Annotated in this window: 8 protein-coding genes; 4 read left to right on the plus strand and 4 right to left on the minus strand. The window is 57.9% G+C overall.

Annotated features, from left to right (window positions below; genetic code table 11):
• Together ABIB80_RS39065 and ABIB80_RS39075 are read left to right on the plus strand one after the other, a co-directional pair.
• Positions 1-354 (plus strand): SIS domain-containing protein (locus ABIB80_RS39065; RefSeq protein ID WP_502918781.1); only part of this gene is annotated, 354 nt, incomplete at its 5' end.
• A 1,050-nt stretch (positions 355-1,404) separates the two neighbouring features.
• Complete coding sequence (locus ABIB80_RS39075) at positions 1,405-1,872, plus strand: hypothetical protein (protein WP_245285916.1); 468 nt, start codon at positions 1,405-1,407, stop codon at positions 1,870-1,872.
• A 266-nt stretch (positions 1,873-2,138) separates the two neighbouring features.
• Here ABIB80_RS39075 and ABIB80_RS39570 read toward each other — a convergent pair whose 3' ends face one another.
• Together ABIB80_RS39570 and ABIB80_RS39080 are read right to left on the minus strand one after the other, a co-directional pair.
• The gene (locus ABIB80_RS39570) at positions 2,139-2,378 is read right to left on the minus strand and encodes a hypothetical protein (RefSeq protein WP_083869850.1); all 240 of its coding nucleotides are present in this window, start codon (positions 2,376-2,378) and stop codon (positions 2,139-2,141) included.
• A 686-nt stretch (positions 2,379-3,064) separates the two neighbouring features.
• Positions 3,065-3,361, minus strand: coding sequence for a hypothetical protein (locus ABIB80_RS39080; RefSeq protein ID WP_007595380.1), 297 nt, complete (start codon positions 3,359-3,361; stop codon positions 3,065-3,067).
• A gap of 781 nt (positions 3,362-4,142) precedes the next feature.
• Here ABIB80_RS39080 and ABIB80_RS39085 point away from each other — a divergent pair.
• Together ABIB80_RS39085 and ABIB80_RS39090 are read left to right on the plus strand one after the other, a co-directional pair.
• Positions 4,143-4,436 carry a hypothetical protein gene (locus tag ABIB80_RS39085; RefSeq protein WP_007595373.1) on the plus strand — a complete coding sequence of 98 codons (294 nt, stop codon included), beginning with the start codon at positions 4,143-4,145 and terminating at the stop codon, positions 4,434-4,436.
• A 27-nt stretch (positions 4,437-4,463) separates the two neighbouring features.
• Positions 4,464-4,694: a hypothetical protein gene (locus tag ABIB80_RS39090; protein ID WP_007595374.1), complete on the plus strand. Its 231-nt coding sequence runs from the start codon at positions 4,464-4,466 to the stop codon at positions 4,692-4,694.
• Positions 4,695-4,864: 170 nt separating this feature from the next.
• On the opposite strand, the gene ABIB80_RS39095 is transcribed toward ABIB80_RS39090, so the two are convergent.
• Together ABIB80_RS39095 and ABIB80_RS39100 are read right to left on the minus strand one after the other, a co-directional pair.
• Complete coding sequence (locus tag ABIB80_RS39095) at positions 4,865-5,296, minus strand: hypothetical protein (protein ID WP_245285917.1); 432 nt, start codon at positions 5,294-5,296, stop codon at positions 4,865-4,867.
• A gap of 243 nt (positions 5,297-5,539) precedes the next feature.
• A complete protein-coding gene (locus ABIB80_RS39100) occupies positions 5,540-5,809 on the minus strand; it encodes an antibiotic biosynthesis monooxygenase (protein ID WP_007595388.1) in 270 nt (89 codons plus the stop codon).
• Between the last annotated feature and the right edge of the window lie 118 nt (positions 5,810-5,927).

Raw genomic sequence — 5,927 nt, forward strand, 5'->3', positions numbered from 1 at the left:
CTCAAATTGTCGGAAATCCTGCGCCTGCCTTCCATTGGTCTGAGCGCCGCCGAGCTGCAGCATGGGCCGCGCGCTGCGTTATCGTCGCGCACGCCGGTTATCATGATGCGCCTGATGGATGAAACGGCGGCCATGGTGGACGCGCTGGCAGACGAATTGCGCGGGCAAAACATCGCGCTTCATTTATGCGGCGGACCGCGTGGCTCGCTGCCCTGGTTGGCCGCGGATGATCCCGCCACCGACCCGATCACCATGCTGGTTCCGGCCTATCGGATGATCGAGCAGACGGCGCGGGCCTGCGGGTTTGACCCGGATCGTCCACCTCGCCTGAGCAAGATTACCGAGACGTTCTGACGGCTGACCAATCAGTAGCGGGCCACCGAAAGCACTTCGCACAACTCGGGCCGGGTGGTGGGCTGACTCCCAAGACAAGGCGCCGCCAGCTTGCGTAATGCGCGTTTACGCACTCGCGGCCCGACGCGTCCTTAATCCGGTAAGACGCGCCGGGCCTAACCATTCCCTGCTTTCCCCGTAAGGTTTGGCTGAGCCAGCATAGAGCGATTCTACAAGCGACTTATACGTCTACGTCTCTGTGCAGCCGCTCCTCTTGGTTCGGAGCAAAATTCCCATGTCTCGGGCCACACGTTTGACTGACGCAATATGCCTTCCAAGCTCGGTTGCGATTTTCGTGCGTCGGCGTGCGCCTGGTCTGTGCGGCATGCGGCGCCGCAGGATCTGTGCATATCTCCCAAACTGGCATGACAGTCGAGGGCAAGTCAGGCCAAGCATGGGGGCTTGAGGTTTTGATTCCAGCGATGAAGCACGTCACCGAGCGCCGTTTTGCCAGTCCGGAAGCCGCCGCGCGTCAGCTCGTTCAGCTGGCTTCAGGCATCGAGGCGGTATATCTAGAAGATAAACTACCCCTTCCTCTACACGCTCAAGGCAAGCGGCGCAGAGTTCGGCGCCGGCATCAGGTGCGCTGTCGAGAAGGGCTGGCTGGAGCTGCATGAGAGCGGCACCTATGTGCGGCTCCTGACAACTGTAGGAACCTAGCATCACTGCCCCGCTTGCGGTCTTGCTGGCTCCTCTCTTTCGAGCTGGCGGAGCGGCCCTCGGCATCAACCCTCAGGCCCTCAAGCCGGGGGGCGTCTCTCGTTCGATGGAGGAGAGTCCTCATGCTCCGGACAGTTCCGCCAGCTTCCGCTGAATTGCCAAAAAGTCCCGATGCCTTCCGACCGTCACCTTTCATATGCCAAATGACATAGGCAACGGCTAAATCGAACTGGCGCCAACGCAATGCTGCAAAAAAGCCGGCCCCAGACGATGATTCCTGAGGCCAGAAGTTCTACGCGTCCGCTCCGAGACATCGCCCGGAGCTGGAGGCGAACGCACCCAGATTGCCAGTTGTTCCCGATCCTCATGGACTTGAGAGCCGGCGCACTGATGCATGTTAAGCCTTCTGCCGATTGTGAAATTGCATCATATTGCGAGCCAGAGATGCTGCGGTACGATCATAGCACCGGGGCTGGCTGCATATTTCACCTAGTCGTTATTTTTGACCGCGCGGGCCGCAGCAGCAGTCCCCCTGCTGCGGCCTTCGTGTTCACGGCTGTTAGTACCAACGAGTTCGGCGTCCTGTGCCATGGAGAAGATATTGTGTCCAAAGAGAACAATTGCCTGATCGTTCGAGCTGCGGGAAGACAACTCGACCTGTTACGCGGCGAAGCCTCCCGCATCGCGAAAGGCAGTAACGTCGATTGGTGGATCGATCAGGCAGAGGTCGGCACTCGCTTCTGCTTCGAGGATACAAAAGCAAAAGAGTCATTCGCTCTCGCTTGTGACAACCTCGGTATTCCCTGCCAAGACGGCTAGTCCGCAGTTGAGCTGTAAGCTGGCGGCAGGGCCGCACAACCATCATAGCAGTCCAGCGCTATCCGGCTCCGTGCCTGGAGGTCCGCACCTGATCCCAAGCACGCGAACCGAGCCCGTCGGCGCCGCCGCCGAGAGCGGACTCATGAAGCGGCGCACTGGCCAAGATGAGGGTCAAGCTGTTCCACTGAACTCGTTCGTATCCACGCTGAGGCCGCGCAGTGAGATCAAATTGCGCTGTGTACAGCGCGCCTAAATGGCGCGCGAGATCAGAACCAGCTGCGGTTATTTTGGAAGCACGCCTGTTTGGTGCGGTCCCAGATGAAATCCCCGCCGCCGCAGGGTGGACGGGGGCGAGAGGTCGCCGGGCATTCGTTCCGAACCTTGGCTCCCGTGCCCCAGCCGTCAACGACACATGCGCCACCGCTTGTCCTATGACAGCCCTCGCCACAGCCACCCCCTGCGTACGCCGCACTAGCAGCAGCGAGAACCGTGGTCGCGAGGAGCATTCCTCGTAAGATTTTTGTCACTGCCAGACTCCTGAAACCGAATGATCCCGAGCGAGAAGAACAAGATAATAGCTCCTGCCGTGCCGCTTAGCTACGATCAGCGCGGCGCGAAGTCCCCGGCTCCGCACGAAACGCTCGATGGCTGCGCTCCCCAGTTCGAACCTGTTGATCCAGCATTCTACAACCTGTGGAAAAGGCGGTTAGGTCAGCGCAGCTGCAGTTTTCGAATCCTCCATCTGTGTCCGTACTGGAGGGACGTTCTGTTTCGGGTGCGCGTGTGAGCCACTTCTTCTCAGTCCTGCTATTGCTAACCAACTTGATGCTAACGCTATGTTTCGGCGTGGCAGCGTGGCGCGTTTCCGATGACGGCGGCGCTGGTAAGGCCGTAGGAATGGCGTATGGCTGGATGCAAATCTCGGCGAACTGACATGTCCGCGTACCCCTCGCATTTTGATCTCGCGCGCTGCTGAGCGCAGGCGCGCCGCGGCGCTGCTGCGCTCTCAAGGGGAAGGCGGTCCTGGAGCATCTGACGTCTAGAGTGGTCACGAGCGGCCTTCGGTGTCCTGGCTGCTTACTTCCGCTTGAGCTCCGGGGACGGACATCATCGGCGCCGGTCAGGATGTCCGAGATGGGCCAGAAGCGGACATCAACAGGAAGATGCCAAAGTCATGGCAGCTCGTCGTCGGTCAATCAATCCAGCCAATGATGCCAAGAAACCAACCACCAAAGAAAGAGGTGATAAGCAGGATAAGCATGAGGAGATAGTCCGTTTCGAAGGGACCGGATTCTTGCCAGCCTTGAAAATGATGAAGTCCGAGCAGCCCCAGTGTAAAAATTCCTGCACACATGACGGGCCACATCGCCGCACGCCGCGGCTGACGGTCCAGCCGTCCCTGAAGGTTTCGTGGTAGAGATCCAGCTCGACGGTACGCCACTGCGGCGCTCAAGACGACCACGATCAGACAGGCAGTGAGGAAGTACATGGCCACAATCCTTTGGCGCCCTAGTTTGTACTGGCTAGGACCTAGAGAAGGGCTTGCCGAGCAGATCGAAGTTTACCGACTGCGATATTGGTTCCCTAACTGGACGCGATGACCACGAAGTCAGCTACGGGTCAAAATGCGAAGAACTCAACCTGAGCAAAGCTTGTCTGCGCTTCCTCAATAAGCGGACGCTCGACACGCGTCACGTTACTTCGCCGATGGGCCAATACCAGAAATCATTCCGAACGGTGTTTGCTGATCCAAACCGGGTTACCGCGCGGGCACGTTTGGGCGCTACGTCTCCAATCGTCTGAAAGCCGACGCAGGTTCGGACTTATCGGCTTGAGAATGGCCAACCTCATTAACGAGGAAGTCATCATGATCGATGTCCAAGAATCAATGAGAACGTCTCGAAGCACGTCCGTGGAACAAGGGAAAGATCGGCGGCGTAAATCCCCGCTTCGCCCAAAGTTGCGTGTCCTCTCCTTTCGTTCAAGCCGAGATGGGGCTGACTTCGTGATCAATCCGGAAGCCATAGCATTGCAACGTTAACGCCGCGCGAGCGGTAGGTTCTTTGACCTTGTCATTTGCGGTAAAAATCGACAAGGAGATCGCCGGCTTTAGGCGCAACAGAGCGCACGATGACGTGCACACCGCCACTACCACAGCACTGACCTCTTCGCGAAACACCTTGCGGCGCACCTACGGAACAGCATTACATCGGAGAACTTCGCGGAACGAAACGGCTCATCAGTCTTTCTCTGACCTTCGGGAGGTGCCCATGACTTCTCAAGCCATAGAAGGCGCATGTGCGTTCGCCTGGCGGAACTACTTGCTGCGCCATAGTGGTATTAGTGAGAACGATAACAGGCGATCCGCCCTCTTTCGCTACGTCACCAATCTTCGCGATGCTGGCGAATATGATTTCGATCTCTTGCAGATAGCAGCGGTCGCTTACCTGAAAAAGCTGGACGAACTGCATGACGACCGACATGCGAGACTCGCCGCAGATCAGGCTTTAGCCGAGGGGTTAGCATCACGTAGTGCACAACCTGGCAGGTCGCTTTGGGCTTAATCACCCGAGCAGAAGGAGCAAGCAGCCATGGTAGACAACATCTCTAATTCAGGCCGTTTCGCGCGCGACGCCCAAAAGCGCACAACCGCAGCGACAGAAATCGGTATGATTGCCTTGAAGCCAATTATGCATTTTCAGGTCTCAATTCTGAGGATGTGGGCCGACAGCATCGAAAGGTTTGCGGGCAATTACGAAAAGGGATTCGAAGAAACCGTGACGGCAGTCGAGGAACAGTCCGACAAGGATCGCGTCGCGTAAATCAACGCAATCGTTCGGCGGAGTCGGAGTTGGGCCATTCGCGTCGATTTTGCCCGCGTCTTCTCGATGTCCGCTCTGGCCCCGACTGCCGACGTGCCGGACACGATGGCGATCTTCGCCTTCGGGCCATGAGCCGACATCGCTCCAAGCAGCGATACTTGTCAGGCTCCTTAGCGGCCGTAGGGGAAGCAGCGGTGGCGATCGAGCGTGAGACCGAAATGCGCTCCTAGCGCAGCGATGGCCGCATCCTGCTCAGGATAAGGATCGGCATTGCATGCGGCAACGATGATGATCCGGAACCCGCCGCGATCCTTGCCACCCGGTGGCAGCATCGCTGTAGCCAGTGGATTACCCTCCCTGTCACGCAACGTGAGGAAAAGCGGCATCTCTCGCTGTACATGGGCCTCGAGGCCGATGTCGCGCTCGATCGCGTTGGGCTGCTCCGGACGCCAGGATTGGACTGCCTTCTCTCGCTCGCGGCAGAAATATTTCTCGACTGTGTGGCGCATCAGGCGCGACTCTTGCACCGCTTCACCTTCCGTCTCGATACGGAACCAGGTCTTACCCTTCGGCGCGTCGCAAACATACTGCATTTCGCCCATCCTGATCGCCGCAATTCTAGGTCGGCGGGCCCGCAAAGCCAGAATGTCATTCTCGTCGCGTTTCGATCTTTTGCGTTTTTACACAGCCAGGGTCAATCGCGTCACTTTGGCCGCGTGCCGTTCTCTACCGGTCTACCCCTGTGAACGGATATCGTCAGACCGCCTCGGCATGTCTCAATAGGCCAACAGGCGACATGGTACCACCACAGCAAAAAATCCCGGCACTTGGCCGGGATCGATACTTCACGCCTTTTTGGTAAACCAAATCGTTGGAGCTTTCGCCACTCCCGCTTTCTGCATGGCATTCTTCAATTCAGCACTCTCCGCAAAGGCTTGCGCAGCTTCAATCGTGGCAAACTCGTGAGTTACTGTGATGTCATTGGGATTTTCGACTGCTCGGTAGACAGCCTCGGCTGCTACGCCCTTCGCCTTCTGAACAGGAGCAAAATCGTCGTAAACTTTCCGCCAGGTCTTGTAGTCGGAAACCGTGTGTCTAACAAACATAGTCGTCATCAGATGTTCCTCCCAGACTGGTCTGCGGATTCCGACGAAGTCGCCCAGGCGTACCGATATGAGGTCGCCCGTGGATTCCGAGACGATGTCGCCCACCTTTCCGATTTGATTTCGCCCA

It is taken from the genome of Bradyrhizobium sp. i1.15.2 (assembly GCF_040548425.1).
GTDB lineage: Bacteria > Pseudomonadota > Alphaproteobacteria > Rhizobiales > Xanthobacteraceae > Bradyrhizobium > Bradyrhizobium canariense.